This window comes from Roseateles chitinivorans, from assembly GCF_050632235.1.
In the GTDB taxonomy this organism is placed as follows: domain Bacteria; phylum Pseudomonadota; class Gammaproteobacteria; order Burkholderiales; family Burkholderiaceae_C; genus Roseateles; species Roseateles chitinivorans_A.
This window is the reverse complement of the sequence record NZ_CP192584.1, coordinates 662,063-686,466: the sequence shown is the minus strand read 5'-3', so window position 1 is coordinate 686,466 and position 24,404 is coordinate 662,063. Positions and strand designations below refer to the sequence as shown.

21 protein-coding genes and 3 pseudogenes are annotated in these 24,404 nt (G+C 69.3%); 7 read left to right on the top strand and 17 right to left on the bottom strand.

All coding sequences use genetic code 11. From position 1 onward, the window contains the following. Positions 1-14 precede the first annotated feature (14 nt). The gene (locus ACQ859_RS03005) at positions 15-386 is read right to left on the bottom strand and encodes a GNAT family N-acetyltransferase (protein WP_431266449.1); all 372 of its coding nucleotides are present in this window, start codon (positions 384-386) and stop codon (positions 15-17) included. Between the two features lie 123 nt (positions 387-509). Next, positions 510-947: pseudogene (locus ACQ859_RS03000) on the bottom strand (GNAT family N-acetyltransferase); the annotation flags it as partial. Between the two features lie 373 nt (positions 948-1,320). On the opposite strand from ACQ859_RS03000, the pseudogene ACQ859_RS02995 reads away from it, so the two are divergent. Further along, positions 1,321-1,965, top strand: a pseudogene (locus tag ACQ859_RS02995) (YecA family protein); the annotation flags it as partial. 198 nt (positions 1,966-2,163) lie between these two features. Here the strand turns inward: ACQ859_RS02995 and ACQ859_RS02990 are convergent. The 4 genes from ACQ859_RS02990 to ACQ859_RS02975 form a co-directional block, all read right to left on the bottom strand. Continuing rightward, entirely contained in the window at positions 2,164-4,680 is a 2,517-nt protein-coding gene (locus ACQ859_RS02990; RefSeq protein WP_431264552.1) for a prolyl oligopeptidase family serine peptidase, read from the bottom strand. A gap of 115 nt (positions 4,681-4,795) precedes the next feature. Beyond that, positions 4,796-6,124, bottom strand: a complete 1,329-nt coding sequence (locus ACQ859_RS02985) for an Hsp70 family protein (protein WP_431264551.1) — start codon at positions 6,122-6,124, stop codon at positions 4,796-4,798. Positions 6,125-6,222: 98 nt separating this feature from the next. Next, positions 6,223-7,548, bottom strand: coding sequence for a D-amino acid dehydrogenase (locus ACQ859_RS02980; protein ID WP_431264550.1), 1,326 nt, complete (start codon positions 7,546-7,548; stop codon positions 6,223-6,225). 57 nt (positions 7,549-7,605) lie between these two features. Next, entirely contained in the window at positions 7,606-8,226 is a 621-nt protein-coding gene (locus tag ACQ859_RS02975; protein WP_431264549.1) for a LysE/ArgO family amino acid transporter, read from the bottom strand. A gap of 73 nt (positions 8,227-8,299) precedes the next feature. Here ACQ859_RS02975 and ACQ859_RS02970 point away from each other — a divergent pair, with 73 nt between their 5' ends. Further along, the gene (locus ACQ859_RS02970; RefSeq protein ID WP_431264548.1) at positions 8,300-9,259 is read left to right on the top strand and encodes a LysR family transcriptional regulator ArgP; all 960 of its coding nucleotides are present in this window, start codon (positions 8,300-8,302) and stop codon (positions 9,257-9,259) included. On the opposite strand, the gene ACQ859_RS02965 is transcribed toward ACQ859_RS02970, so the two are convergent. Next, entirely contained in the window at positions 9,249-9,482 is a 234-nt protein-coding gene (locus ACQ859_RS02965) for a hypothetical protein (RefSeq protein WP_431264547.1), read from the bottom strand. The genes ACQ859_RS02970 and ACQ859_RS02965 overlap by 11 nt on opposite strands. Before the next feature lie 268 nt (positions 9,483-9,750). Here ACQ859_RS02965 and ACQ859_RS02960 point away from each other — a divergent pair, with 268 nt between their 5' ends. Then, positions 9,751-9,972 carry a hypothetical protein gene (locus tag ACQ859_RS02960; RefSeq protein ID WP_431264546.1) on the top strand — a complete coding sequence of 74 codons (222 nt, stop codon included), beginning with the start codon at positions 9,751-9,753 and terminating at the stop codon, positions 9,970-9,972. A 65-nt stretch (positions 9,973-10,037) separates the two neighbouring features. Here ACQ859_RS02960 and ACQ859_RS02955 read toward each other — a convergent pair whose 3' ends face one another. Then, the gene (locus ACQ859_RS02955) at positions 10,038-10,460 is read right to left on the bottom strand and encodes a universal stress protein (RefSeq protein WP_431264545.1); all 423 of its coding nucleotides are present in this window, start codon (positions 10,458-10,460) and stop codon (positions 10,038-10,040) included. A gap of 147 nt (positions 10,461-10,607) precedes the next feature. Here ACQ859_RS02955 and ACQ859_RS02950 point away from each other — a divergent pair, with 147 nt between their 5' ends. Beyond that, the gene (locus tag ACQ859_RS02950) at positions 10,608-11,450 is read left to right on the top strand and encodes a metallophosphoesterase (RefSeq protein ID WP_431264544.1); all 843 of its coding nucleotides are present in this window, start codon (positions 10,608-10,610) and stop codon (positions 11,448-11,450) included. A 30-nt stretch (positions 11,451-11,480) separates the two neighbouring features. Here ACQ859_RS02950 and ACQ859_RS02945 read toward each other — a convergent pair whose 3' ends face one another. The 3 genes and pseudogenes from ACQ859_RS02945 to ACQ859_RS02935 form a co-directional block, all read right to left on the bottom strand. Beyond that, positions 11,481-12,329 carry a citryl-CoA lyase gene (locus ACQ859_RS02945; protein ID WP_431264543.1) on the bottom strand — a complete coding sequence of 283 codons (849 nt, stop codon included), beginning with the start codon at positions 12,327-12,329 and terminating at the stop codon, positions 11,481-11,483. Beyond that, positions 12,326-13,528, bottom strand: a complete 1,203-nt coding sequence (locus ACQ859_RS02940) for a CaiB/BaiF CoA transferase family protein (protein WP_431264542.1) — start codon at positions 13,526-13,528, stop codon at positions 12,326-12,328. The genes ACQ859_RS02945 and ACQ859_RS02940 overlap by 4 nt, the downstream gene beginning before the upstream one ends. A 19-nt stretch (positions 13,529-13,547) precedes the next feature. Then, positions 13,548-14,479, bottom strand: a pseudogene (locus ACQ859_RS02935) (Bug family tripartite tricarboxylate transporter substrate binding protein). A 169-nt stretch (positions 14,480-14,648) separates the two neighbouring features. On the opposite strand from ACQ859_RS02935, the gene ACQ859_RS02930 reads away from it, so the two are divergent. Continuing rightward, positions 14,649-15,440, top strand: coding sequence for an IclR family transcriptional regulator (locus tag ACQ859_RS02930; protein WP_431264541.1), 792 nt, complete (start codon positions 14,649-14,651; stop codon positions 15,438-15,440). A gap of 102 nt (positions 15,441-15,542) precedes the next feature. On the opposite strand, the gene ACQ859_RS02925 is transcribed toward ACQ859_RS02930, so the two are convergent. Both ACQ859_RS02925 and ACQ859_RS02920 read right to left on the bottom strand, forming a co-directional pair. Next, positions 15,543-16,352, bottom strand: a complete 810-nt coding sequence (locus ACQ859_RS02925) for a UPF0149 family protein (RefSeq protein WP_431264540.1) — start codon at positions 16,350-16,352, stop codon at positions 15,543-15,545. Further along, a complete protein-coding gene (locus ACQ859_RS02920; protein ID WP_431264539.1) occupies positions 16,349-17,347 on the bottom strand; it encodes a LysR family transcriptional regulator in 999 nt (332 codons plus the stop codon). The genes ACQ859_RS02925 and ACQ859_RS02920 overlap by 4 nt, the downstream gene beginning before the upstream one ends. Positions 17,348-17,631: 284 nt before the next feature. Here ACQ859_RS02920 and ACQ859_RS02915 point away from each other — a divergent pair, with 284 nt between their 5' ends. Beyond that, positions 17,632-17,874: a hypothetical protein gene (locus ACQ859_RS02915; RefSeq protein ID WP_067279865.1), complete on the top strand. Its 243-nt coding sequence runs from the start codon at positions 17,632-17,634 to the stop codon at positions 17,872-17,874. Positions 17,875-18,076: 202 nt separating this feature from the next. Here the strand turns inward: ACQ859_RS02915 and ACQ859_RS02910 are convergent, their stop codons facing one another. Beyond that, complete coding sequence (locus tag ACQ859_RS02910) at positions 18,077-19,945, bottom strand: phosphoenolpyruvate carboxykinase (GTP) (protein ID WP_431264538.1); 1,869 nt, start codon at positions 19,943-19,945, stop codon at positions 18,077-18,079. Positions 19,946-20,330: 385 nt separating this feature from the next. Between ACQ859_RS02910 and ACQ859_RS02905 the strand changes: the two genes are divergently transcribed. After that, complete coding sequence (locus ACQ859_RS02905) at positions 20,331-21,017, top strand: PEP-CTERM sorting domain-containing protein (RefSeq protein ID WP_431264537.1); 687 nt, start codon at positions 20,331-20,333, stop codon at positions 21,015-21,017. A gap of 56 nt (positions 21,018-21,073) precedes the next feature. Here the strand turns inward: ACQ859_RS02905 and ACQ859_RS02900 are convergent, their stop codons facing one another. The 3 genes from ACQ859_RS02900 to ACQ859_RS02890 are packed head-to-tail and all read right to left on the bottom strand — an operon-like array spanning position 21,074 to position 24,365. Continuing rightward, complete coding sequence (locus tag ACQ859_RS02900) at positions 21,074-21,472, bottom strand: hypothetical protein (RefSeq protein WP_431264536.1); 399 nt, start codon at positions 21,470-21,472, stop codon at positions 21,074-21,076. A gap of 53 nt (positions 21,473-21,525) precedes the next feature. Further along, positions 21,526-23,523 (bottom strand): sensor histidine kinase, encoded by a 1,998-nt coding sequence (locus ACQ859_RS02895; protein WP_431264535.1) that lies wholly within the window; start codon positions 23,521-23,523, stop codon positions 21,526-21,528. Then, complete coding sequence (locus tag ACQ859_RS02890) at positions 23,523-24,365, bottom strand: response regulator (RefSeq protein WP_431264534.1); 843 nt, start codon at positions 24,363-24,365, stop codon at positions 23,523-23,525. Before ACQ859_RS02890 ends, ACQ859_RS02895 begins: the two co-directional genes overlap by 1 nt. Between the last annotated feature and the right edge of the window lie 39 nt (positions 24,366-24,404).

Here is a 24,404-nt window from a genome sequence, read left to right as displayed (position 1 = left end):
GCCTGCCGCCAGCCCTATCCGAGGGTCCGGGCCATGTACCGGACCCATCCGATGCGGCCCTGCTCACGCACGCCAGCGTCGATGAATCCGGCCTTTTCATAGGCACGCCGTCCGGGCGTGTTCCCTTCGTCGACCGAGAGCACCAGACGCGCCGCCTCCGGCCACTGCTGCCGGACCCAGTCAAAGACGGCACGGAGCGCCAAGGTGCCGAAACCCTTGCCCTGGTGCGCGAGGTCGATCCGCATCGCGCTGATCACGGCGTCCGACGCCTGCGCCCAGGCGGGCAGGCTCGCACCGCGCTTCAGGACGAGGAAGCCGACGATCTGCTGTTCCACGATCGCCAGTCCGGTCACCTGGCCCTCCGCGCTGGCATCGCACACCTGCATGGCGCGCTCGACGCTGCCGGCGAATTCGACCTGTTCCTGCGTCACCGACAGCGTCGAGACGGCCTGCCGCTCGGCATCGGTCAAGGCATCCCAGGATTTCAACGAGATGAGGGCCTCGGCGGGTCGCACGTAGTAGCAATCGAACTCGCCTTCGTCGACGAGCGAGAACCCGTGCCGCTGATAGAAGCGATTCGAGTCGCTCTGCTTCAGCGCGCCGACCCTGACCGGCAGTCCGAGTCGCAGCGCTTCCTCGAAGACGTCCGCCAGCACCGCCGCGCCAAGCCCGCGGCCCTGGCTGGCCGGATCGATGTAGAGGTGGTCGAGCGACAGCCACGCTGTCTGCGGCGTCGTGACGACGAAGCCGACGCGCCGTCCGTCGACGACGATGTGGCGCGTGCGCGCTGGGTCGAAGCTAGACAGGAAGCGCTCACGGGCGCGCTGGGGATCGAAGCGGCCAATGCGCTCGAGGCTTTCGCGCATGGCAGCGATGCGCAGGGCGACAAGTGCTTCGGCGTCGTCGGCGCTCACTGGCGCCAGATGCACCTGTTCAGGCGGAGTCATCAGCGTGGACATGGCGCGGGATCGTAGCGTCGCGAAGGGTCCTCTTGACCGACCCACAAAAAGGACGCCCGACCAGCAGAGCTGACCGGGCGTTGCAAGTCCTAGAAAGGACGTCGTTGGGATCGGTGCCGTCCATCGGGGCCTTGCGGGCCGCGCCGTTGGAGGGCGTGAGATGAACTCTAGGGCGAACCCTGAGCCTGCGGCATCCCCTCAAGGTGGGATACCTGCATGAAATGGTCAGCAGGTGTAAGAGCAACTCCGCATTACGAAAAAATCGCCAGCCTTGCCTCTCCGGACCATGACTTCCGTGCGGCGGCGAACGGAAGACCGGCGAGCCCCTGCCTGGACTGGCCCGCCCGGATAATCCCAACCCATGACCGCGCCCAAGCACCCCAACAAATCCGCGCCTCGCCGGCCCGCCCCCAAGACTTCCGGGGGACCTGCCAAGGCCGGCACGCCGTCGCGGGGTCCGCGGCCGCAGCACGGTTTCGCACCATCGGGGCCATCCGCGCCGTCCGCCGCCACGGCGCCCGCCGCGCCGCCCGAAGCCTGGAGCGATGCCGATCTCGAAGAGCTTCAATCCCTGCTCGACGAGGTGCCCGCGCCGCTGGAACCGCTCGACGTCTCGATGCTCGACGGCTTCCTGGTCGCGGTGATCCTGCAGCCCAAGCCGGTCCCGCTGTCCGACTGGTGGCGCTGGGTGCTGGACTCCGAGGAAGGCCGGCCCGCCCCCGCCCGGTACGACGCGCGGCCGCTGCTGCAGCTCGTCCAGCGTCGAGAGCACGACCTCCGGCTGGCGATCAATGATCGCCAGTGGTTCGATCCGTGGGTCTTCGAACTCGATGAGGACGCGTCGGCCTCCGAGACCGTGCTGCCGTGGGTCGCCGGCTTCGCGCTCGCCGCGGACCTGTTCCCGGCGCTGATGAACCTGGACGAGACCGAGCTCACCGAGCCGCTCGCGCAGCTCTACATGCATCTGGACCCCGAGGACCTCGAGGACGCGGACGCGCTGCTCGAGGAGATCGAGAGCCTGGAACCGCCGGAAGAGCTCGACGACGCCGTCGAAAGCCTCGTGCGCGCCAGCCTGCTGCTGGCCGACGTGTCCCGGCCGGTCCCGGCGCCCAAGCCGCAGCGGCACGGCGGCCATCGCGGGGGCCGGGCGGCCGCGGCGGACCGCCGCCGCGTCGCCTGCGCTGAGGTCGTCGGCGCGCAGCCTTCAGGGCTGAGGAATCGGAGCGCCGGGTCCGACCTGGCGCTTCATCCACTCGCTCATCTCCCAGAGCGTGTGCCCCACCGATTCGCGCGCCGAGTAGCCGTGCGACTCGAACGGCAGCGTCACGTAGCGCACCGAGCCGCCCGTGCCCGCCAGCGCCTGGTACAGCCGCGCGCTCTGGATCGGGAAGGTGCCGGAGTTGTTGTCCGCCTCGCCGTGGATCAGCAGCAGCGGCTCCTTCAGCTTGTCGGCGTAGTTGAACGGCGAGAGCTTCTGGTAGACGTCCTGCGCCTCCCAGTAGGTGCGGCGCTCGCTCTGGAAGCCGAAGGGCGTCAGGCTGCGGTTGTAGGCGCCGCTGCGCGCGATGCCCGCCTTGAAAAGGTGGGTGTGCGCCAGCAGGTTGGCCGTCATGAACGCGCCGTAGCTGTGCCCGCCGACGACCATGTGCTCGCGGTCGCTGACGCCCAGTTCCACCGCCTTGTCGATGACCGCCTGCGCGTTGGCCGTGATCTGCGCGATGAAGCTGTCGTTGACCGTCTTCGGATCGCCGACCACCGGCATGGTCGCGTCCATCAGCACCACATAGCCGTCCAGCAGCAGCATCAGCGGGCTGGTGTTCGCGAAGGTGTTGAAGCGGTTGCCGGAACCGCTCACCTGGCCCGCGGTCGAGGCGTCCGTGTACTCCAGCGGATACGCCCAGACGAAGGTCGGGCGACGCTCGCCGGCCTGGTAGCCCGGCGGCTTGTAGAGCCAGAACGAGAGCTCCACGCCGTCCGCGCGCTTGAAGCGGACGAACTCGCGCTGGATGTCGCGCAGCTGCGGCGACGGGTCCTTGGCATCGGTCAGCGCCTGCGCCGTCGCGAGCGCGGCACCGCCGCGCAGCATCACGTTGCCGGGTTCGCTGACGCTCTCGCGCACGGTCAGGACGCGGGCTCCCTCGGTGTCGAGCACGGCCAGCGGGCGCTCGTAGTGCGCGCTGTCGCCGCCGTTGGCTTCGGAGCCGGACTGGAACACCCGCGTCTTCTTGTTGTCCGCCAGCACGAGCCGGTCGATGAAGGGCTTGTCGCCTTCGGGGCTCGCGCCGGTGCCGAAGTACCAGATCGCATCGCCGTCCAGGCGCACGACCGCGCGTCCCGTCGACTGCATGCGATGCACCGGCGTGCCGGGGTCGCGATAGCGGTCCCGCACGGAGCGCTCGATCAGCGACTGCGCCGGTGAGGCCCCGTCCATGGCGACGAGCGCCGTCGACGTGCGCATCTTCGTCAGGTCGAAGTCCTGCACCAGCGCCTGCCGGCCGCCTTCGAGGAACTCGAGTCGCGAGAGCCGCTGCGGCACGCGGTGCACCTCGCGCGCCTCGCCGATGTACGGCGCGTCCAGGCGCATCAGCCGGTCGCGATGCGGCACCTGGGCGCGGTTGTCGCCGCCGTCCAGCGCCTCGACCCAGTACACCGCGCCGTCCGTGCCGGGCGAGGCGAAGAAGTTGCGCGGGCCGGTGATCACGCCTTCGACCGGCACGCCTTCCTTCAGCTTCACCTTGCCGATGGAGGCGACCTTGCCGTCGACGCCGCGCACTTCGGCCTGGGCCGCGAAATCGTCCCAGCCCACCTGGTAACTGAACGGCGGCAGCAGCCGCATCGTCAAGACCTGACCCGGCGTTCCGAGCGCCTCGAGGTGGCTGAAGATCCCCGGCTCGCCGACCGGCTTCACCGCGCCGGTGTTCAGGTCGATGCGCGCCAGCTGCGAGGTCGCGTGATGCGCGAAGACGGCCGCCTCCTGCGCATTGGTCAGCAGGTCCTGCTGCGTACGCTCCGGCGAGTTGCGCGCGATGGATTCCTGGATCGAAGGACCCGACGGCGCAGCGAAGGTTGGAGCGGCACCGCGCTTGGCCGGCACCGTCAGCGTGACCAGTTCATGGTCGTTGAGCCACACGACGTCGTTCTCGAGCATCGTGTGCAGCTTGAGCTTGGGCACCGCCTTGAGCTTGCCCGTCGCGACGTCGCCGACCCACAGCTCGACGGCCGTGTCAGTGCGGCGGTTCAGCAGGAACCGCTTGCCATCGGGCGAGAAGCGCAGGTGATGGAACGCGCCGCCCGCAGGCAGCACGACGGGACGCGCGACGCCGTCCGCGCCGTTCTGGAGCGGACGCAGCAACAGCGACTCGATCGCGACGATCAGCTGCGGGCTGTCGGTCGCCGGGTCGTAGCGCAGACCGGCCTGGCGCAGCACGGGCCGGGCGAGCTCGGCGATCACGCGCGACTTGCGGTTGACGACGATCGCCAGCGTGCGCTGGTCCGGCGACACCTGGTAGACCGGCAGAGCCTTGGCATCGAGCACCGCGCGGATCGCCTCGGAGGGCTGCTGATAGATCTGCGCCAGGGTCGCGGCGGAGGTCAGGGCCGCGGTCTGGGCCGAACTTGACGCCGCCTCTTCCGCTGGCGCCGCGACCGCGGAGAGACCGCCGAACGCGGCGGACAGGGACAGGGTCAGCGGGATCAGCGACGAGGCGCGAGGCTTGGGCATGTGTCGACACCGTGAAGACAGAGGAAGGCGGCAATCTAGCAGCGCCCTCCCCCGATGTCCGACGTCAGCCCTCCGGGTGATCCCGAGGTTTCAGGCCCGCGGCCTCACGTCCGGATCACGCAGCGAACAGACGCGCCGCATGCAGGCCCAGACCGGTCGCGACCGACGCGAAACGGTCGCCGCGCACCGTCTTGGCGTCGGGGTAGTCCGCCGCGATGCGATCGGCGAGCACGGTCAGGCCGGTCGAGCCGCCGGTGAAGTACAGCGCGTCGATGTCCGACGGCTTCAGCCCCGCACGTTCGACCGTCTCGCGGCCGGCCTGCGCGATGCGTTCGATGTCGCCGCGCAGCGATTCCAGCGCCACGGCTTCGGAGAGCGGCACGGTCAGGCCGGACTCGATCAGTTGCAGGTCGATCACGCAGTCGCCGCCGCCGGCGACTTCGATCTTGGCGTCTTCCGCGCGGTTCGCGAGCTCGTGGCCGAGCCGCTCGTCCAGCACCGTCATCAGCCGCTGATGGTGGCGCGGATCGCCGTAGAAGCCCTTCATGTTGCGCAGCTCCAGCACGCGCTGCGGGCTGTAGCAGGTGTTGATCAGGTGCCAGGTCGCGAGGTCGAAGTAGACGCCGCTGGGCACTTCGCGCGGCGTCTGGCCGGGCTTGGCGGGGCCGAGCGCGCGGTAGCCGAATTCACGCAGGATGCCGGTCAGCTCGATGTGGCGGTCGAAGTCGGTGCCGGCGATGTGCACGCCGTGGCTGGCCAGGATGTCGTCGCGGCGGTCCAGCCGCTTCGCGCGGTCGGGGCCGACGCGCACGATCGAGAAGTCGGACGTGCCGCCGCCGATATCGGCGACCAGCACGAGCTGTTCGCGATCGGCCTGCTGCTCGAAGTCGAACGCCGCGGCGATCGGCTCGAACTGGAAATGCACGTCCTCGAAGCCGACCGCCCGCGCCGCCGCGGCCAGCGAGGCTTGCGCCGCGGCGTCGCGCTCGGGTTCGCCGTCGACGAAGTAGACCGGCCGGCCCAGCACGACGCGGCGCGGTTCATGGCCGCCGGCATCGGACGCGCCGGCCTGCTTGCGCAGACGCTTGAGATAGCCGCTGAGCATGTCGATGTACTTCACGCCGCGGCCGCCGCCGACGTCGGTGACCTGGTCGATCAGGCTCGAGCCGAGGATGCTCTTCATCGAACGCATCAGGCGCCCGTCGGTGCCCTCGACATAGGCGCTCATGGCCGCGCGGCCGAAGGCGCGCGGCGGGCCGTCGGCGTCGTGGCGGCCCTCGGCGAAGTAGAAGACCGCCGTCGGCATGGTCACCTTGCCGTCTTCGAGCGGCACCAGGCGCATCGCGCCCGGGCGCCCTGCGTCGGGCACGGCGACCGCCGAATTGGAGGTGCCGAAGTCGATGGCGCAGAAATCGCGCGGCAGGTCGGAAAGCGGAGAGGACATGGCGGCGCGGCGGAAATGCGAAAAGGGCGCGGATTCTAGCCGCGCCCTGGTTTCAGGGGTTCGGGCGCCCGGATGACGCCGTCAGGGGTTCGGTCGGATCAGGCCGGTTGCAAGTTGCGGACCGCCTTGGCGGGCAGCGCGTCGCCGTAGAAGCCGAAGTCCAGTTCCGGACGTTTCCCGCTCATCAGTTCCGCGAGCGCGCGGCCGGAGCCCGCGCCGTGCGTCCAGCCCAGCGTGCCGTGGCCGGCGTTGATCCACAGGTTGGACGCCTTCTGGCTGCGGCCGATGTAGGGCACGTTGGTCGGCGTGCTGGGGCGCAGGCCGGTCCAGAAGTTCGGCTCTGACAGATCGGCGACGCCGGGGAACAGTTCCTCGTAGCGGCGCACCAGCGACTCGCAGCGGACCTTGGAGGTCGGACTGTCCAGGCTGGTGTCCAGGCCCACCAGTTCCGCCGTGCCGGCGATGCGGACGAAGTCACCCAGGCGCGAGATCGCGATCTTGCGCGCGTCGTCCAGCAGGCTGACGGTGCTGGCCTGCTCCGGCTTCTTCAGCCGCAGCGTGGCCGAGTAGCCCTTGGCCGGGTAGATGTTGAGGTGCTCGCCCAGCGACTTCGTCAGGGCCGGCGCGTACGACGCCAGCGCCACGACGTAGGCGTCGCCCTTCAGCCATTGCGTCTGGCCGGTCTCGCGCGACTGGATCTGCACGCCGGCGATCTCGTTGCCCTGCGCGCCGCCCTGAGGCTGCAGCGTCACGATGTCGTGGTTCCACAGGAACTGCGCGCCGCGCTTCTCGGCCAGCTTCGCCAGCGCCTGGGTGAAGACGCGCGCGTCGCCGGATTCATCGCTCGGCGTGTAGGTGCCGCCGAACACCGCGTGCTGCGCCGAGCGCAGCGCCGGTTCGATCGCCAGGACCTCGTCGCGGCTCAGCACGCGGCGGTCGACGCCGTGGCGGCGCATGATCTCGGCGCCCTGCGCGCCGGCCTCGAAGTCGGCCTCGCTGCCGAAGAAGTGCAGGATGCCCTTCTGCAGGCGGTTGTACTCGATGCCCGTTTCAGCAACGAGCGACTGCAGCGACTCGTGGCTGTAGCGGCCCAGACGCACGAGCTGCTCGACGTTGCGTTCGAACGCCGCCGTCGTGCACTGGCCCAGGAAGGACAGACCCCAGCGCCACTGCGCCGGATCCAGGCGCGGGCGGAACAGCAGCGGCGCGTCGTCCTTCAGCAGCCACTTCGCGACCTTGAACGGCGCGCCGGCGTTGGCCCAGGGTTCGCAGAAGCAGACCGAGATCTGCGCGCCGTTGGCGAAGCTGGTCTCCAGCGCCGCGTCGGGCTGCCGGTCGACGACGACGACCTCGTGGCCCTGGTCCAGCAGGTACCAGGCGGTGTGGATGCCGATGATGCCGGCGCCGAGGACGATGACCTTCATGGAGAGCTCCAGGTGAACTTGTGGTTCTGCTGCGGTTCAGCGGTGGACATGCATGTGTCAGGCCAGCGGGCGCAGGATCAGCTGCAGTCCCAGCAGGGCCATCACGAGGGCGATCAAGGCATCGATGCTGCGCCAGACCGCCGGCCGGCGCAACGTCGGCGCCACCGCCGCCGCGCCGAAGCCCAGCAGCGAGAACCACATCCAGGACGCCACCGAGGCGCCCGCCGCGAAGGGCCATTGCAGGCCGGCCGGCTGCTGCGCGCCGACGGTGCCCAGCAGCACCACCGTGTCCAGGTAGACATGGGGATTCAGATACGTCATGGCCAGGGTGCTGCCCAGCACCGTGGTCAGCGAGGCGCTGCCAGCCTGCGCCTGCAGGCCGCCCCGGGGCGACAGCGCGCGCATCGCCGCCTTGGCGCCGTAGGCCAGCAGGAACGCGGCGCCGCCCCAGCGGAAGATTTCCATCAGCAGCGGGCTCGCGGCGATCAGCCGGCCCAGCCCGAACACGCCCAGCCAGATCAGCAGCATGTCCGACAGCGCGCACACCACGACGACCGGCGCCACGTGCTGGCGCATCAACCCCTGGCGCAGCACCAGCGCGTTCTGCGCGCCGATGGCGACGATCAGGCCGGCTCCGGTGAGCCAACCTTGCAACAGGGCTGCGCTGGGCGATGACATCGGCGGATTGTCATGAGCGTCCCGGCTTTGATGAAGCAGGATTAATATCTCAGCGAATCCATTAGAGATGCTTATGAAAGACCTGGACGCCGCCGGCCTGGACTGTCTGGCCGCGCTGGCCGATGAACGCAGCTTCGAGCGGGCCGCGGAGACGCTGGCCATCACGCAGAGCGCCGTGTCGCAACGGCTGCGCAGCCTCGAGGCACAGGTCGGCCAGTTGCTGGTCGTGCGGTCCCGGCCGCTGCGGCTCACCGATCCCGGCAAGCGGCTGCTGCGCTACGCGCGGCAGCTGGCGGCCTTGCGCTCGGACCTCGTGCGGGAACTCGGCGTGCAGGCGGCCCAGGCCGAACGGCTGCCGATCGCGGTGAATGCCGACAGCCTGGCGACCTGGGTCCTGCCGGCGCTCGATCCGCTGGTGCAACGCGGCCTGCGGGAGGGATTCGGGCTGGAGCTGATCGTCGACGACCAGGACTTCACCCACGACTGGCTGCGGCAGGGCGAGGTGCTGGGCTGCGTCACGACCGTGCCGCAGGCCTTGCGCGGGTGCATCGCCCAGCCGCTGGGCGTGATGCGCTACATCGCCGTCGCCAGTCCGGCATTCGTCGCCCAGGCGTTGCCCACCGGGCTGGGCGCGGCCAACTTCGCGCAGGTCCCGTTCCTGGTGTTCAACCGCAAGGACGACGCCCAGCAGCAGTGGGTCCGCCAGGCGATGGGGCTGCGGTCCGCGCGCCTGAACGCCCGTTACGTGCCATCCAGCGAAGGCTACGTGAACGCGGTGCGGATGGGCTGGGGAGTGGGTGTCGCGCCGGAGCTCCAGGTCCGGCCGCTGCTCGCGAGCGGGGAACTGGTGGCGCTGCGGCCGGAGGTCCAGGTCGAGGTCGCCCTGTACTGGCACCAATGGAAACTCGGCGGCGAGACGGCCTCGAATGCCGGAAAGGCCTCAGCGCCGGAAGGCGGCGCGCCTCCGGCATTGCTGGATCAGATCGGAGAGGCGCTGGCCCGAGGGGCCCGGGACGCGCTGGTCAGCGCTTGAGGGACGCGACCTGGACCTGCGTCCTGGCCTGCGCCTGCGCTTGCAGATGTGCCTGGACCAGGGGCGGCGTGGCCGAGGCGGGCGCGGCGCCCTGCTCGACCAGGCGCATCCGGAATCCGCCTCGCTCGTGCTTGTCCTGGACGGAATTGGCCAACCAGGCGGAGGTCAGCACGACACTGCTGACGATCGCCCAGGTCATCGACTTGTGAATCAATGGAGACATGAGAAAGCAACGGCTTCCGCGAACCAGGGAAGACCCGGAGCATAGTCACCCCTGAATGAGGGGGCATCACACCTAAGTGGGGCACGTGGTTATTTCGCCGCACTGTGGTGAGCACGCCCCAATCTGTGTGTATTTGTGAACACCATTTCGGCGCACCCGCGATCTGGGGATTTGCCTGAAGACGAAGGCGCGCAAACTGTGCTTATCGCGGGGTGCGGCATCGGCACCTCGCGACGGTCACACCCCGTGCTTTCCGACGAGGTCCATCATGCGCATCACTTCCGCCCTCCGCCTTTTCCGTCGCAACTCGCCTGGCAGTCAAGCGCCGGAGCCGGCCGACATGGGCACGGCGTTCGGGATGGAAGCCAGCTTCGGCGACGACAGCGAGTACGAGGACTTCCGGCGCAGCGACTACGGACTGGAGTCCGAATCGGCCCCGCCGGCCACGATCGAGTCGCCGCTGTCCTGGATGGCCGCCCGGCGCAGCTGACGCGGCGAGGCGCCCCTGCGGGCGCCTTTTGCATTGCCGGGATGCGCTTCCGCAGCGCGGGCGGATCAGCGGATCAGCAGCACCGGCACGTCGCTGTGGGCCATGACCTTGGTGGCGACCGATCCCAGCACCAGCTTGCCCAGCGCCGTGTGGCCGTGCGAGCCCATCATCAGCAGATCGAAGCGGCCCTTCTCGGCGACGGCCGTGATCGCCTCCGACGCGTGCCCGGTCTTGACGACGTACTGGGCCTTGATGCCGCGCTTGTCCATGAACGTGCGGATCGGCTTGAGGACCTTCCCGGCCTCTTCCTGGTAGTACTCGGCGAGCACGACCTTGTCGAGCACCGCGGCCGCGCGAGGCGGGACGCCCGGGACCACGTGGACCACCGTGTAGTCGTGGGATCCGCCGAGCCACTCATCGTGGGCGGAGAGGTAGGCCAGCATGCGTTTCGAGTACGTGCTGCCATCGACGGCGACGAGGATCTTCATCGTGATCTCCCTCTGTGACGGCCGACGTCCGGCCTCGGACCAGTGTGGCACAGGGCCGCTTCCGGAAAGCCGCACCCGCGCCGCAGGCTGCGTCGTCCTTGACGTTGGACAATCGCGCTTTCCGACATCCGCCCTCCGCCGACCGCCGTGCGCCTGCAACTGATCTCCGACCTCCATCTCGAACGCCAGACCGACTTCCAGACGATCGCCGCGCCGGACGTCGACCTGCTGGTGCTCGCGGGCGACGTCGGCTCGTACCAGGCCGGCTCGCGGCTGGTGACGGACGACTTCGGCCTGGGCCGCTTCTCGCCGAAGCGCGACGGCGCGCCCTGGCCGCGGGTGCTCTACGTGCCGGGCAACCACGAGTACGACGGCATCGAGTTCGCCACCGCGCACGCGCGGCTCCGCCAGACCTGCGAGGACCTCGGCATCGAATGGCTGGACCGAGAGGAAATCGTCGTCGGCGACGTGCGTTTCCTCGGCACGACGCTGTGGGCGGACTTCGACGCGCTGGCCGCGCGCGAGACGACGCCGACCAAGCAGCTGGCGGCCAGAGAGAAGGCGTTCCGCGCGGCGAATCACTACCTGCGCCGGTTCTCGACGCTGATCGACGGGCAGCACATGCTGGCGGAACGGCAGCGCGACCTGGCGCTGGAATGCCAGGCCTGGCTGCGGGAAGCGCTCGAACGGCCCTTCGACGGCAAGACGGTGGCGGTGACGCATTACGCGCCGACCCTGCGCAGCGCCGACCCGCGCTACGGCCTGACGCCGGGCACGGCCGGCTTCTGCAATTCGCTCGACGACCTGCTGCCCTACGCGGACCTGTGGCTGCACGGTCACCTGCATTGCGCTCACGACTACGTCGTCGAGTCCGCCTCCGGGCCGCGCGGCGACGGACCGCACCGCTGCCGCGTCGTCGCGAATCCGCTGGGCTACGCCAACAAGGGCGAGCAGGAGGACTACCGGCCAGACCTCGTCATCGAGGTCTGAGCCTGTGCCCCGGCCGGCCGAATCGTCGCTTCAGCGCCTGGCGGGCGGACCGTCGTAGGTCCAGAGGTACTCGCGCGGCATCGGTCCCTTGTTGCGACCGCCCTGCTGCGTCTGCTCCCAGGCATGCGCCAGGATGCCCACGGAGCGCGAGATGCAGAACAGCCCCCGCGCCAGCGGCGCCGGGAAGCCCAGCTCGGCATAGATGACGGCGGTTGCGCCGTCGATGTTCATCGGGATGCGGCGGCCGTCCTTGCGCCGCTGCAGCTCCGCTTCCACCGCGCGACCGATCGTCGCGAAGCGGCCGGACACCACGCCGAGTTGCGCCGCCTCGTCGACCAGTTCCAGCAGTCTCGGCGCGCGCGGGTCCACCGGATGGAAGCGGTGTCCGAAACCCGACACGAACTTGCCGCGCTGTTCGATCGCCTCGTCCAGGCCCGCGGCGGTGGCGTCCTCGAGCGAGGCGCCGGCGTCCATGCGCATCGCGATCGATTGCAGCATCTCCACGCACTGCTCGCCCGCGCCGCCGTGCACATCGCCGAGCACGTTGATCGCCGACGCCATCGCGTTGTTGAGCCCGACGCCGCAGGTCGCGGCCATGCGCGCGATGGCGATGCTCGGCGCCTGCGGACCATGGTCCACGGCGGCCATCAGCGCGACGTCCAGCAGCTTGGCCTGCTCCGAACCGGGCAGCTCGCCGCGCGTCATCAGCCAGATCATCTGCGCGAAGCTGACCTGTCCGATCAGGTCCTGGATGGCGTGGCCGCGATAACGGATGACGCCCGGCGACATCTCGATGATCGAGGTGCGCCACCAGTCCGGCACGCGTTGATCGTGCACCGGCCCGCCGTTGGCGCTCGCCTGGTCGTCGTTGGTGCTCATACGGCCTTCTCCTCTTTCAGCGCGGCGCGCTCGGCGGCGCCATAACCCAGCTCCTCCAGGATCGCCTCGGTGTCCTGGCCGAGCCGCGGCGGCGGCGTCGACACGGACGGCGCCTGGCCGTTCAGCTTGAAGCCGGTGCGCAGCACGCGGACGTCGCGCCCGACACCGGGCACGTTCTCGAAATTCGCAACCATCCCGCGATCGGCGACCTGCGGATGCGCCAGCGCCTCCTTCACCGAGTAGACCGGACCCGCCGGCACGCCTGCGTCGTTGAGTCGTTGCCACCACTCGGCGGCCGGACGATCGCTCATGGCCGCTTCCAGCAGATGCTTGAGCTCGGCGCGGTGCTTCAGCCGCGCGTGGCGGTCGACGAAGCGCGGATCGGTCTTCCATTCCGGATGACCGACGGTGTCGCAGACGGCCTCGAACTGCTCCTGCTTGTTGGCCGCGATGTTGAGCAGCCCCTGCCCCGTGCGGAAGGTGCCGGACGGGCTGGCCGTCACGTTGTCGTTGCCCATCGGCTGCGGCTCACGGCCCGCGACGAGCAGGTTCGACACCGCCCACCCCATCGTCGCCATCGCGGCCTCGAGCATCGACACGTCGATGAACGTCGCCTCGGCGCGTTCCTTGTCGGCCAGCGCCGCGGCGATGGCCATCGCCGCCGTCAGGCCGCCGATGGTGTCGGCCACCGGATGGCCGACGCGGAAGGGCGCCGTGTCCGGACCGCCGGTGATGCTCATCATCCCGGACATGCCCTGGATGATCTGGTCGTAAGCGGGCAGGTCGCGCAGCGGGCCGTCCTGGCCGAAGCCCGAGATCGCGCAATAGACCAGCCGCGGGTTGACCTGGCGCAGCTCGTCGAAGCCGACACCCAGCCGCTGCATCACGCCGGGCCGGAAGTTCTCGACGACGACGTCCGCCGTCGCCACCAGCTTGCGGAACACCGCCTTGCCGGACGGCCGCTTCAGATCGATGGTGATCGAGCGCTTCCCCGGGTTCTGCGCCAGGAAGGACACGCCCATGTGCGCCTGGTTCAGCGCGGTGTCGGCGCCGAGCTGGCGGGCGAGGTCGCCGGTCTCGCGCGCCTCGACCTTGATGACGTCAGCGCCCAGGTGCGCCAGCTGATGGCACGCGAAGGGGCCGGCCAGCACGTTGGTGAGGTCCAGGACGCGGACGCCGCGCAGCGGGGATTGGCTCATGCGAGGCTCCGTCGCGCGCTCAGTCGACCTTGACGTTGCCACTGCGGACCACGTCGCCCCAGCGCTTCTGCTCGCGTACCAGGAACTGTGCGGCCTGCTGCGGCGTGCCGGCCATCGGCACGCTGCCTTCGGATTGCAGCTGCCCGATCGTGGCCGCCTTGGACAGCGCCTTCTGCACCTGCGCGTTCATCCGGGTGACGACCGCCGCCGGGGTGCCGGCGGGTGCCACGATCATCTTCCAGTCCGAGGTGTCGAAGCCCTTGAAGCCGCTCTCCGCCACGGTGGGGACGTCGGGCAGCACCGGCAGCCGCACGGCGGAACTGATCGCCAGCGCACGCAGCCTGCCCGCCTTGATGAAGGGCACCACCGTCTGCGGCGTCGCGAAGTAGTAGTCGACCTGACCGCCCAGCAGGTCCGTCGCCGCCGGACCGGCGCCCTTGTAGGGGATGTGGGTCACCTGGATGGCGGCCTGCTTGGAGAACAGCTCCCCCGTCAGGTGGCCCACGGTGCCATTGCCGGCGGAGGCCATCGTCAAGGTGCCAGGCTTTGCCTTGGCGGCGGCGACGAGGTCGGCCACCGTCTTGAAGCTCGAGGACGAGGAGACGACCAGCACCACCGGCTGCCCGGCGACCAGCGCGACCGGCGTGAAGGCCTTGGCCGCGTCGTAGGGCATCTTGGGATAGAGCGTCGGGTTGATCGCCAGGTTGGCCGTTTGGCCCATGCCCAGGGTGTAGCCGTCGGCCTTGCTCTTGGCGACGGCGTCCAGCCCGATGTTGCCGCCCGCGCCGGCCTTGTTGTCCGGGACGAAGGTCCAGCCGGTGTCCTCGCGCATCTTCTCGAGGATCAGCCGCGACACGATGTCCGTGCCACCCCCGGCGGAAAGGGAACGATCAGCCGGATCGGCTGGGTCGGGAAGGCCGCGTCGGCGGCCAGCGCCGCCGTCGCGGTCATGCCCGCGCCCGAGGCAGCGATCAGGGTGAAGGCGGCGCCTCGGATCAGGACCTGCGGGGCCAAGGACTGCTTCATGTCGCGTCTCCGTGTTTGTTCTATCTAGCAGAACGTCAGTTTATTTGATAGAACTGTAGGACGTCTCCGCAGTGCCCGAGACGAGGGATTACCCGTGGCCGAATCAGACAACGCACCTGTCGACAACCCCGAGGCTTCCGCCGAATCCAGCGGCGTCGCCGTGCTCGACCGCGCGTTCGCGCTGCTGGGTGCGTTCGGCCAGGACGATGACGCCCTGTCGCTCGCGGAGCTGTCGCGACGCACCGGCCTCTACAAGAGCACGGTGCTGCGACTGCTGGCCGCGCTGGAGCACGGGGGCTTCATTCGACGACTTCCGGACGGGCAGTACGCCATCGGCCCAGCGCCGCTGCGCCTGGCGACGATCTATCAGCGCTCCTTCCACGTGGGGCCGATCGTGGAGCCGCTGCTCAAGCAGCTCAGCGCGGACACCGGCGAGACGGCGTCCTTCTATGTCCGGCACGGCGAGGCAAGGATCGCGATCCATCGCTGGGAGCCGGCGCGTTCGGTGCGCGCGGCCGTGGCGGTTGGGCAGCAGTACGCGCTGCACCAGGGCGCCTCGGGCAAGGTGCTGTGCGCCTTCTCGAACGACCATCGCGAGGCCCACGCGGCCCTCCGCGAGCGCGGATGGGGCGTCTCCTACGGCGAGCGCGAGCCGGACACGGCCTCGGTCGCCGCGCCGGTGTTCGCCATCGACGGCCGGGTGCAAGGCGCGATCGCCGCCTCGGGGCCGCGGGTGCGGCTGTCTCCGCCCGAGACGATGCTGAACGCCTGCCGCGCGGTGCTCGGCGCGGCGCGTGAGGCCAGCCGACTGCTCGGCGGCGATGTCGCGCTGCTGGACGCAGCGCTGCGGACGGTGTCGATCACCGACTTCGCGACCGGCGGCTGACCATGAAAAACGCCGGCGCGAGGGCCGGCGTCATGCGTCTTCACGGTCTTCGTCGTCACCGTCGTCACGGCGCCTCGGGCGCGGCGTGACGGCCGGCGGCGATCAGGCCGCGCCGTGGCAGTTCTTGAACTTCTTGCCCGAACCGCAGTGGCACGGATCGTTGCGGCCCAGCTTGGGCGTGTCGCGGCGCACCTGCTCGACGTGATAACGCTGCTGCTCCGTCGCTTCCTGGAGGTCGACGACCGTCAGGATCAGGTCTTCGATCGCCTCGTCGATGTTCTTGAGCGGGTGCTCCTGGTTCAGCAGCTCGACGATCTCCACTTCCTCCGGCGTATCGGCCGGCAGGTGGCGGTACAGGCGCGCCAGCAGCGCGTTGATGTTGTCGTCGGCCTGCTCGTGCAGGTCGGGGAAGGTCACCGCGGCGTACTCGAAGCCGCCGACCCACGGCAGCAGCGCCTGGGTGATCGGGTCGTCCGGGAGTTGCTGCGCGTCCGGATCCACCGGCTCGTCGGCGACGGCTTCCACCGCGGCCGGCTCGACGGCCGCCTGCGTTTCGCCGTCTTCGGCGCCTGCGTCCTCGCTGGCTTCTTCCGCGTCGAGGTCCAGCACGACCGGGTAGAACCAGCCCTGCTCCAGCATGCTCTGGTTCAGCGAGGCGAAGCGGCGTTCCACCAGCGAGCGGATGCGGGCCAGCCAGGCGGGATCGACATCGTCGGGCAGGTCGCGGCCTTCGTAGTCGAAGATAGGCGGCAGCCATTCCTCGATCGGGATCAGGCGGGGCTGCACCAGCACGCCGGCCAGGTAGCCGTCCAGCATCGAGGCGTCCAGCGGCTCGAGCGGTTCGGGCGTGATGGCGAGGAGTTCGTCGAGTTCGTCGAACTCGGCGTCGGAAAGGTCGTGGGCAATGCTCATGGGGCGCGATTGTCGCCGCTCAGGTCGGCGGGCGTGTCGATGGGCGTGTTGGCGGCCATGCCGGCGGACGGCGGACGCACCGCGTCGATCAGCCGTTCGCGCATCCAGCGCTGGGCGCTGCGGTCCTCGTTGCGCAGGTGCCAGAGCACGTCGACATGCACCGGTGACAGCGGCATCGGCAGCGGGCGGTAGATCAGCGCGTCCTGGTAGCCGGTGGCGGTGATGAAGGACTGCGGCAGCACCGTCAGCAGGTCCGAGTGCGCCACCACCCGGCCAGCGGTGAAGAACTGGTTGACGGTCAGCGCGATCCGGCGGCTGCGCTTGAGCGCCGCCAGCGCCTCGTCGACGAAGCCGTAGGGGCGGCCGGAGAAGCTCACCAGCAGGTGATGCGCCTGACAGAAGGCATCCAGCGTCAATTCCTGGTCGGCCAGCGGATGCGCCCGGCGCATCACGCAGACGTAGTACGAGTCGTACAGCCGCTGCTGCCGGATCGCCGCCATGTCGCCCTGACCCTTCAGCGCGGCGACGGCGTTCGGGAAGTAGCCGAGCGCGAAGTCCGCCTCCCCCTGTTCCAGCAGCTGGCGCGGGTCGCGCGTGGTGAGCGGCAGCACATGGACGTTGGCCAGGGCCCGCATCTGCTCCAGCTGCTGCATCAGCGGCGGCAGGATCAGCGCGGCGGTCGCATCGGCCATCGCCAGGCGGAAGGTGTACTCCTCGGACGTCGGCTGGTAGTCGCCGGGGTCCAGCGCCACCCGAAGCCGGGTCAGCGCCGACCGGACTTCCGGCCAGAGCCCTTCCGCCCGCGACGTCGGCTTCATCCCGAAGGCCTGGCGCACGAAGAGGTCCTCGCCGAGGGCCTCGCGCAGCCGTTTCAGCGCATGGCTGACGGCCGGCTGCGTCATCGACAAGCGCTCCGCGGCGCGGGTCATGGAGCGCTCGGCCATGACGGCGTCGAACACCTTCAGCAGGTTCAGATCGAGGTTCCGGAAGCTCATGGGCGGCACTTTTTCACGGAAAACGTACGGGATTGGCGAGCGCGCAACGGTCCGATCGACATCGTCATGCCGGTCGTCGGGGCCTCGGCTTGCGCATTCCTTGGCATTCCAGGGCGGGCGACGTGACGCGCATCACGGCCCGGACGCGATCCGCCCAATGATATGCACAGTGTTCATACATTCAATGCCCATCTTTCATTGGCGACATGCCTAGGGCAAACCCTATAGTTCGGTCCATCGGTTCTACAGAGCCGACCCAAACAAGCCAATCAAAGGAAATCGCCATGAGCGTCGCTACCCAAACCTTCGGTCTTCCCCTGAGCCGCACGGTGCGTCGCGGCGGCACGTTCGCCACGATCGGCGCCCGCGTCTGGGCCCGCACGATCACGAACGTCAAGGCCCGCATCGAGTCCGCCAAGATGGCTCGCGCCGAGCGCGAGATCCTGGCCCTCGCCGCCCAGTACGAAGAGAGCATGCCCTCCTTCGCCGCTGAGCTGCGCGCCGCGAACGCCCGTCGTAACGGCTGATCAGCCGACCCCCGCCGGGCGCCGTACGGGCCCGGTCGCGACGTTTGGAGACATCGTGATGTGAGCGCAGGCTCTCATTGAATGTCGCTTCAGACCGAGCAAAGAAAAGCCCGCTTCGAATCACTTCGAGCGGGCTTTGCCTTTTCAGGCCCCCCGGACCCGCCTCTTTCGAGGCGGTCGCCGGGAGGAATCCGGAGAGCGATCAGGCCTGGGCCAGGCGCTGTTCGATCTTGGCCTTGGTGGCGGGCAGCTCCGCCGGCAGGCCCTGGGCCAGCTGGACGAACAGCTCGTCATGGAGCTTCAGCTCCGTCGCCCAGTCCTCGTTCGAGATGTGGGTGACGGTCTTGTACTGTTCCGGCGTGAACGCCAGACCTTGCCAGTTCAGGTCCTCGTAGCGCGGGCTGGTGCCGAAGGCGTGCTCGACGCCCTGGCCCTGGCCGTCGACGCGCTCCAGCATCCACTTCAGGACGCGCATGTTCTCGCCGTAGCCGGGCCAGACGAACTTGCCGTCGGCGCCCTTGCGGAACCAGTTGACGCAGAAGATCGCCGGCAGCTTGGCACCGGACTGGGCCAGCTTGGCGCCCAGGGTCAGCCAGTGCTGGAAGTAGTCCGCCATGTTGTAGCCCATGAAGGGCAGCATCGCGAACGGATCGCGGCGCACGACGCCCTGCTGGCCGGCGGCGGCGGCGGTGGTCTCGGACCCCATGGTCGCGGCCATGTAGACGCCTTCGGTCCAGTCGCGGGCTTCGGTCACCAGCGGCACGGTCGTCGAGCGGCGGCCGCCGAAGATGAACGCGTCGATGGCCACGCCGGCGGGGTTGTCCCACTCGGCGTCCAGCGCCGGGTTGTTGGTCGCGGCGACGGTGAAGCGGGCGTTCGGATGCGCGGCCTTGGCGCCGGTCTCCTTGGCGATCGCCGGGGTCCAGTCCTTGCCTTGCCAGTCGATCAGGTGCGACGGCGCCGTGTCGGTCATGCCTTCCCACCAGACGTCGCCATCGTCGGTCAGCGCGACGTTGGTGAAGATGACGTCCTTGTCCAGGCTGGCCATGCAGTTCGGGTTGGTCTTCTCGTTCGTGCCGGGCGCGACGCCGAAGTAACCCGCTTCCGGGTTGATCGCGTACAGGCGGCCGTCCTTGCCGGGCTTGATCCAGGCGATGTCGTCGCCGATCGTCGTGACCTTCCAGCCTTCGAAGCCGCTCGGCGGGATCAGCATCGCGAAGTTGGTCTTGCCGCAGGCGCTGGGGAAGGCGGCGGCGACGTGGTGCTTCTTGCCTTCGGGCGAGGTCACGCCCAGGACGAGCATGTGTTCGGCCAGCCAGCCCTGGTCGCGGCCCATGGTGGAGGCGATGCGCAGCGCGAAGCACTTCTTGCCCAGCAGCGCGTTGCCGCCGTAGCCGGAGCCATAGGACCAGATCTCGCGGGTCTCGGGGTAATGGACGATGTACTTCGTCTTGTTGCACGGCCACTTCACATCGGCCTGGCCCGCTTCGAGCGGCGCGCCGACGGTGTGGACGCAAGGCACGAACTCGCCGTTGTCACCCAGCGTGTCCAGGACCGCGCGACCCATGCGGGTCATGATGCGCATGTTCACGGCGACGTAGGGGCTGTCGGACAGCTCGACGCCGATGTGGGCGATCGGGGAGCCGATCGGACCCATCGAGAACGGCACGACGTACAGCGTGCGGCCGCGCATGGCGCCGCGGAACAGGGCGTTGTCGCCCTGCTGCAGCAGCGCGCGCATCTCGGCCGGATCCATCCAGTTGTTGGTCGGACCCGCGTCGAGCTTGTTCTTCGTACAGATGAAGGTGCGGTCCTCGACGCGCGCCACGTCCGTCGGATCGCTCCACGCGAGGTAGCTGCCCGGGCGCTTGGCCGGGTTCAGCTTCTGGAAGGTGCCGGCGTCGACGAGCTGCTGGCACAGGCGGTCGTACTCGGCCTGGCTGCCATCGCACCAGTAGACCTCCTTGGCCTCGGTGAGGGCAGCGATCTCGGCGACCCAGGCGACGAGGCGCTGGTGTTTGACGTAAGCCGGTACGTTCAGGCGCAAGCCTTCCATCACAGGTTGGTTCATGGCGGTTTCCAATTTGAGGATATGAAAAGCGGAATTGGGTCAGCTCCGTTCCGGTGGCTCCCGACCCCGTTTTTCAGAGGAGGAGACCGCGGAGCTGACCCAATGCCGCGCCTCAGCGTGGTGCTTCGCCGAACACTGGTTCCAATGTAATCACGCCGTAACTCCAACGCTTGTCGGGGTTATGCGTTTTGGGAATGGTTTGATGCACCAGTCGACAAACGGGTGTCCTGAAGCCTCTTCCGCTTCGCTCGGATATGTGTCGACCTGCTTTACAAACCACGCCAAGCCTGCAAGCGTCAATCGGCAAGCGCTTGACACCATTGGGAATTTTCAAGCTGGCTCGCGTCCTGCTTTTTGGGACTCAGAACAATCCGTCGAACCAGTCATGACCCTGCTCACCCGCCTCCTTGCCTCCGTTGCCCTGTCAGTCGCCAGTCTGGCGAGTCAAGCGTCCACGGTGACGTTCAATACCATCGACAACGGCTGGTACCGGAGTGACGGTCTGCATGACGCATCCGTCTCGAACACGATCACCGGCCTCTACGCCGGTTTTGAGTACCGCAGTTTTTATGCCTTCACGCTGCCCGAACTGGCCGCTGGCCAGACGATCGTGTCCGCAACCATCACCTTCTTCGCCAACGGTGGGAACATTGGCTGGATTCCGGAGAAACACCTGGGCCTGTTCGATTACAAGGGTTCGATCGACGCCTTGCTGGCTGCCACAGGCGGCACAGCAGCGTTCGGCGATCTGGGCTCTGGTGCCTCGTACGGCACGGCGGTGATCCCCGGCGTGTACAACGACGGAACGCGGGCCACCTCGGTGCAGCTGACCGGCGCGGCCTTGAACGATCTGCTGAACGCCAGCGGCAATCGCTTCGTGGTGGGCGCGTCGCTGTTGGACTCGTTCGTGGGCAAGGTGGAGGAAGCTATCTGGGCGGGATCGAGCCTGCAACCGGCGGCATCGCTCACGCTGGTCACGACCCAGGCCGTGCCGGAGCCGGACTCGATCGCCCTGCTGGGCGCCGCCGCGCTGGCCTTCGGTATCGTCGCCCGCCGCCGCAAGGCCAGGTAAGCACCGGATTCCCGGTCTCCGGAGGGCGCAGCGGAAACGCTGCGCCCTTTGTCGTTTCAGACCCGTCGTTCAGGAGGGGAGGTCCGCCGCCTGGCACAGCGCCCGCAAGGCGGGCACCCACAGCGTCTGCGGCGCCGGCTTCGGCAGCTTGACGAGTCCGGCCTCCCCGGCCAATCCCGCCGTGGCGACGCTGCGCACAGCAGCGTCTTCATCGCCGGCCAGCGGGCGCGCCAGTCGTGCCAGGTCTCGACCGACGGCAGCGACTCCGGCGACGAGGCCAGCAGCAGGCCCTGCCCCGTCGCCGCCGCGTCCTGGAGCGCCTCTGGCAGATCCTCCGCCCGCTCGACCTCTCGCGCGTCGAAGCCGCACTGCAGCAGCCGCTCCAGCATCACCTCACGCACCACCGCGCAGCGGTCCCACACGACCGCCACCCAGCCGTCGCCGATGTACTCCATGCCGGCCTGCGTCTGCAGGGCTGGCCATTGAACGTCAGCCTCGGTCGCCTCGATCAGCGGCAGTTCCGTGATGAAGGAGCTCCCCGTCCCGCCGAACTGCGCGCGCTCAGTTCCCCGCCCATCGCGCGTACGGTCTGACGCGCGATCGCCAGGCCGAGTCCAAGGCCGGGCACGTCGCCCAGGCGCCGACCCCGCGTGAACGGATCGAAGATCCGCTCCAGGTCTTCCGGCGCCAGGCCAGGACCTTCGTCGGACACGGTCAGCAGCAACTGTCCGTCCTCGGCGCGGGCCTTCAGCTCGACCTCGCCCGCCTGCGCGTACTTCGCCGCGTTCGACAGCAGGTTGAGCAACACCTGCCGCAGCCGCCGTGCATCCAGCGCCACGACCGCCGGCAGCGATTCGTCCATGACCAGCGAGAGCCGGGTCTTGCCCGCCAGCATCAGCGCCTGCGATTGCAGCGCCAGCTCGTGCAGCAGCCCATGCAGGTAGACCGGCGCGTTCAGCACCTCGAGGTCAGCCTCCGCCGTCGGCTGCCGCGCGAAGCGCTGCAATTCGTCGATCGTGTCGAGCAGCATCACCCCGCCGTGTTCCAGCGCCTGGCGGGTCGACTCGAAGTCGGTTCCCGGCGTCAGCCGGCGCGTCAGCTGCACCATCGACGCCAGCGGCGCCCGCAGGTCGTGGCCGATGTGGCCCAGCAGGCGGCCCTTCGCCGCATCGCTCGCCTGCGCGTGCGCGCTGGCGCGGGCCAGCTCGGCGGTGCGCTCCAGCACCGCCGCCTCCAGCGCCTGCGCATGCCGGAGACGCTCCCGCTGCAACAGCCGCAGCATCGTCACCAACACCGCCGCGGCGCCCGCAGTGCCCACCATCGAAGGCGCCAGCTCGATCCAGTCGGCATACGGCAGGTAGCCGAGCAGGCTGAAATACCGCGGCGCGATGCCCAGCACGACGCCACCGATCGCGCACAGCCACACGCCGCCGACCGGATCGCCGCGCCGCATCGCACGGAAGCTCGCGATCAGTCCGATCGCCGTCAGCAACAGGTTGGTCGGCGCCGCCATGCGCGTGCCGGTCTGGTAATCCGCGACGATGCAGGCGGCCACCGCGACCAGGCTCAGCCCCACCACCGCGACCAGGGCGCGATGCACCGCCGGTTGCGTGGCGCGCAGCCGCAGCACCGTCGCCAGCGCCATCAGTTGGAAGACCGTCGTCAGCGCCCCCGTGGTGCCCAGCGCGCGTTGCGCCCAGTCGGTCGCATCGGGCCAGAAGCGCTGGAAGGCGGTGCCTCGCATCGCCATCTCGTAGACCATCGCGCTGGACAGGAAGGCCGCGATCCACGCATAGCCGCGATCGCGCAAGGACACCGCCAGACCCGCCGCCAGCGCCGCGAGCGTCAACCCCACCGCGGACAGCATGCCGTCGCGCCAGACCCGCCACTGCTGCTCCTCGACGAGCGTTTCCGCCACCCAGAGCGTCGGTTCGATCGAGAGCGCGCCGCGGCTCGCGGCGCGCAGCTGCAGCTCCCAGACTTCGCCCGGCTCGATGCGCATCGGGAAGGCGCTTTCGCGCAGCGCCAGCGGGCGCTGGCCGAAGGCCACGTCGGTACCGGCGCGTTCCCGCATCCATGGCGTCGCCCCACCATCCGGCAGCAGCCGCCGGCGATAGAGCGCCACCGACTCGATCCGTGCCGGGTCCACCATCAGGACGTATCGCGCCGACTCCGCGCCCTCCTGGCGCAGCGTCCAACGCAGCCAATAGGTGTCCCGCGTGTAGCCCGGCGACAGCGCCGCCCGCTCGGCGGCACGCCAGCGCGGCGCGCCCTCACCGGACGACGGCGTCGCGCGCTCGATCCAGAACTGCCCCCGGTCGACCAGCGCCAGGCGCTCCGGTGACGTGCCGTGCAGCGGGATCACGGGCTGCGGATGCGCATCAGCCAGGACTTCGATCGGCGCGTCGGGCAGGGCCATCGGCTGAGTCGGTACTGCCCCTGCGGGCAACGCGGCACCAGCGATCACCACCGCCAGCGCGGCCGCCCAGCGACGCCACCGCGCCATCAGGGGTCCAGCCCTTCGGACGGGGCGAGGTCGGTCGCGCCGTCGCCATCGCGGTCCCGCGCCCGCAATGCCGTCCGGTAGGCCTGCGGGCTGAGGCCGTTGCGCTCGCGGAACGCGGTCGCGAAGTTGCCGGCGTTCGCATACCCCACGTGGAACGCGACGTCCGCGATGCTCATATCGGTGTCGGCCAGCAGACGCTGTCCGGTACGCACGCGCTCGTCGCTGATGTAGCCGGACACCGTCTGCCCCAGTTCCTCGCGGAACAGCGCCAGCAGACGCCGTCCGGTCAGCCCGACCTGACGGCCGATCTGGTTCACCGTCAACGGCTCCGCCAGATGCTCGCCGATGTACTGCCGCGCCGCGGCCAGCAGGCGCTGGTCGGGCGTGCCCGCCTCCGCGGGCGGCGCCGGCTCGACATCGTCCGACGTCGGCGGCCGGCGCGACGCGGCCAGATGCAGATGCACCCGCACCCGCGCCAGCACCTCCTGCGGATGGAAGGGCTTGCTGATGAAGTCCACCGCGCCCTGCGACAGGCCCTCGATCCGGCTGTCGACGTCGTTGTGGGCGCTCAGGAACAGCAGCGGCACGTCGCGCGTCGCGGGGTCGGACTTGAGCAGCCGGCACAGCGCGAAGCCGTCCATGTCGGGCAGCCCGACGTCCAGCAGCGCCAGGTCCGGTGCCAGGCCTTGCGCCTTCTGCAACGCGGCGCGGCCGCTCTCGGCAAAGGCCAGCCGGTAGAGCGGATGCAGCAGCGCGGTCAACCAGCGCAGGTCCTCGGGCTGGTCGTCCACCAGCAGCAGCAACGGGCGATGGATCGCGGAAGCAGGCGCGGCACGGGACATGCGCGGATTGTCCGGGGAGCCTCGCCGGAATGCGCCCGC

Bases quoted from the DNA above. Each gene is read 5' to 3' on its own strand.
- ACQ859_RS02985 (WP_431264551.1), bottom strand. From the start codon at position 6,124: ATGTCCTCTCCGCTTTCCGACCTGCCGCGCGATTTCTGCGCCATCGAC.
- ACQ859_RS02970 (WP_431264548.1), top strand. From the start codon at position 8,300: ATGAAAGACCTGGACGCCGCCGGCCTGGACTGTCTGGCCGCGCTGGCC.
- ACQ859_RS02890 (WP_431264534.1), bottom strand. From the start codon at position 24,365: ATGTCCCGTGCCGCGCCTGCTTCCGCGATCCATCGCCCGTTGCTGCTG.
- ACQ859_RS02940 (WP_431264542.1), bottom strand. From the start codon at position 13,528: ATGAGCCAATCCCCGCTGCGCGGCGTCCGCGTCCTGGACCTCACCAAC.
- ACQ859_RS02925 (WP_431264540.1), bottom strand. From the start codon at position 16,352: ATGAGCATTGCCCACGACCTTTCCGACGCCGAGTTCGACGAACTCGAC.
- ACQ859_RS02905 (WP_431264537.1), top strand. From the start codon at position 20,331: ATGACCCTGCTCACCCGCCTCCTTGCCTCCGTTGCCCTGTCAGTCGCC.
- ACQ859_RS02900 (WP_431264536.1), bottom strand. From the start codon at position 21,472: ATGGAGTACATCGGCGACGGCTGGGTGGCGGTCGTGTGGGACCGCTGC.
- ACQ859_RS02990 (WP_431264552.1), bottom strand. From the start codon at position 4,680: ATGCCCAAGCCTCGCGCCTCGTCGCTGATCCCGCTGACCCTGTCCCTG.
- ACQ859_RS03005 (WP_431266449.1), bottom strand. From the start codon at position 386: ATGCAGGTGTGCGATGCCAGCGCGGAGGGCCAGGTGACCGGACTGGCG.
- ACQ859_RS02955 (WP_431264545.1), bottom strand. From the start codon at position 10,460: ATGAAGATCCTCGTCGCCGTCGATGGCAGCACGTACTCGAAACGCATG.
- ACQ859_RS02910 (WP_431264538.1), bottom strand. From the start codon at position 19,945: ATGAACCAACCTGTGATGGAAGGCTTGCGCCTGAACGTACCGGCTTAC.
- ACQ859_RS02965 (WP_431264547.1), bottom strand. From the start codon at position 9,482: ATGTCTCCATTGATTCACAAGTCGATGACCTGGGCGATCGTCAGCAGT.
- ACQ859_RS02975 (WP_431264549.1), bottom strand. From the start codon at position 8,226: ATGTCATCGCCCAGCGCAGCCCTGTTGCAAGGTTGGCTCACCGGAGCC.
- ACQ859_RS02980 (WP_431264550.1), bottom strand. From the start codon at position 7,548: ATGAAGGTCATCGTCCTCGGCGCCGGCATCATCGGCATCCACACCGCC.
- ACQ859_RS02960 (WP_431264546.1), top strand. From the start codon at position 9,751: ATGCGCATCACTTCCGCCCTCCGCCTTTTCCGTCGCAACTCGCCTGGC.
- ACQ859_RS02915 (WP_067279865.1), top strand. From the start codon at position 17,632: ATGAGCGTCGCTACCCAAACCTTCGGTCTTCCCCTGAGCCGCACGGTG.
- ACQ859_RS02920 (WP_431264539.1), bottom strand. From the start codon at position 17,347: ATGAGCTTCCGGAACCTCGATCTGAACCTGCTGAAGGTGTTCGACGCC.
- ACQ859_RS02945 (WP_431264543.1), bottom strand. From the start codon at position 12,329: ATGAGCACCAACGACGACCAGGCGAGCGCCAACGGCGGGCCGGTGCAC.
- ACQ859_RS02895 (WP_431264535.1), bottom strand. From the start codon at position 23,523: ATGGCGCGGTGGCGTCGCTGGGCGGCCGCGCTGGCGGTGGTGATCGCT.